Here is a 2082-nt window from a genome sequence, read left to right on the forward strand (position 1 = left end):
GACGAAAAAGTAATTTATAAACTCTTAAGCAAGACTATGTTAAAACCGATGAGTGAAATTGCACCTTATGTCCCGTTTGGTAAATCAAAAACGACACAGCTACTGAAAAATATGGCAGAAAAAGGTGTGATTACAGTTGAAGGGAAAGGAAGAGGTACGAAATATATCATTAAGTAATAATGAATCCGGGAGGGATGAATTATGAACAGAATTCTTTTACTCGAGGATGATTTAAGTTTAATTTAGTGGATTGTCTTTTGCACTTAAAAAATCTGTGGAAAAAATTTTCAGGATAAGGTTCGATGATCTGATAAGATACAAACAAAAATGGGACTGGCCTCTTGGATAATTTTAACCACAGGTTCATTCTTTTTTGTAAAAAAATGTGTTATACTGTAATTCCAGCGCATAGTTTTTTGTTTGTACTGCAGTTGCAGAGATGAAAGGAGCGTGTTCGCCATGGAACGTCCATATTTTGATATTGTGGCCAGCGGACGGAGAATGCGAGATATTCGTAAGGCGAGAAAAATTTCGGTGAGGCAGGTCATGGAGTACATGGGATTTGAGTCAACTCAGGCCGTGTATAAATGGGAAGCCGGAAGATGTTATCCGCAAGCGGACAATTTGTTGGCATTAGCAAAGTTGTATAATGTAAGCCCGATGGAGCTTTTAGTGGAAGAGGACAGTTTGTCCTCTTCTTGTCGTTTATGGAGAAAAAGGGTTATAAATAGAGTGAACCACTGGTTGCTGGACAACAAGAAAAAATGCTGATAAAGTAACAGTATAAGATATATAGACGCATACAGCAATTAAAAACTTTTGTAGGATATTTGAGATGAAATACTTGGCCGATAAAGCCGGGGATTGACCTGCGTCTAGTGAAAATGTAAGGAGGAGACCATGAAGAGAGCATTTCGATATGATGGAAAAGATCTGGATAAGCAGATTCCAAACTATATAAATCGAGGCAACAAAGCAATCAACTATATGAAAAGATATCAGAATCGTTCTGTTACAGAAAATGGTGCTGTAGGATATAAGACAACGACGCATCCTTTGCTTGACTTGAATTTCATGGTTTCATCTCTCAGAAACCGTAGTGAAGAGTTTATTGAAAAAGAATTTATCAAGGCATATTATGAGTCTCCTAAGTATGCAGTGAAATGGCTGTTCTTCTTAAGAGATATTCTTGAAGGGATGGGAGAACGCAGAACCTTCCGCATCTGTATGAAGTTTTTGGCAAATTTTCATGCAGAAATTGCAAAAGCAGTAATGATGTTGATTCCGGAGTACGGAAGATATGATGATTTGCTGGTATTTTTGGATACAGAATTGTGTGATGATACATGCCGTTTCCTAAAGGAGCAGTTAGATAAGGATCTGTTGTCAATGCAGGAAAATAAGCCGATTTCTTTATTGGCAAAATGGCTTCCGAGTATTAATACATCCTCGCAGGAAACAAGAAAATGTGCACGAATTCTTTCGGACAAGTTTGGAATGAGTCAGCGGGAATATCGTAAAACCTTATCTGCTCTCAGAGCCTATGGGAACGTTGTGGAAGTGAAGATGTCTGCTTCCGAGTGGGAGACAATAGAGTACGAAAAGGTTCCTGCAAAAGCGAATCTGAAATATAATGCTGCTTTTGTAAAGCATGACAGGGAGCGTCGGGGCGAGTACTTATTTAAGGTGTATATGGGCGATGAAAAGCTGAATGGAAATGGGATTATGCCGTATGAAGCAGTACACCGTTTTATGAAAGGAACATATTGCGATCGAACTGCTTTAAAAGATGATCTGCTTGCCGAATTGATGTGGAAGAACATTGTGGAACAGGGATTTCAAAATGACTGGGGATTGGATGACTGTATTGTGGTGGCAGATGGATCCGGCAGTATGTATGCCAACGCAAGTGGTTCTACAAGTGTTACGGCAATAGAAATCTGTAATTCCCTGGCGATTTATTTTGCAGAGCAATTGAAAGGGGTATTTCATAATAAGGCGATTACTTTTAGTTCACGTCCTCAATTCATCGACTTGGAGAAAGGAAAAAGCCTGAAAGAAAAGCTGGAAATCATGCTGGCT

Annotated in this window: 2 protein-coding genes; both read left to right on the forward strand. The window is 39.0% G+C overall.

Going from position 1 to position 2082, the window contains the following annotated elements; translation table 11 throughout:
• Positions 1–459: 459 nt before the first annotated feature.
• Positions 460–771, forward strand: a complete 312-nt coding sequence (locus tag QZZ35_RS11480) for a helix-turn-helix domain-containing protein (RefSeq protein ID WP_291237527.1) — start codon at positions 460–462, stop codon at positions 769–771.
• A gap of 129 nt (positions 772–900) precedes the next feature.
• Positions 901–2082 (forward strand): DUF2828 family protein (locus QZZ35_RS11485; RefSeq protein ID WP_291237528.1); only part of this gene is annotated, 1182 nt, incomplete at its 3' end.

Origin of the sequence: Frisingicoccus sp. (assembly GCA_016298055.1) — a bacterium.
Lineage (GTDB): Bacteria > Bacillota > Clostridia > Lachnospirales > Lachnospiraceae > Frisingicoccus.

Excerpts from the sequence above, each read along its gene's own strand:
- QZZ35_RS11480 (WP_291237527.1), top strand. The coding sequence starts at position 460 with ATGGAACGTCCATATTTTGATATTGTGGCCAGCGGACGGAGAATGCGA.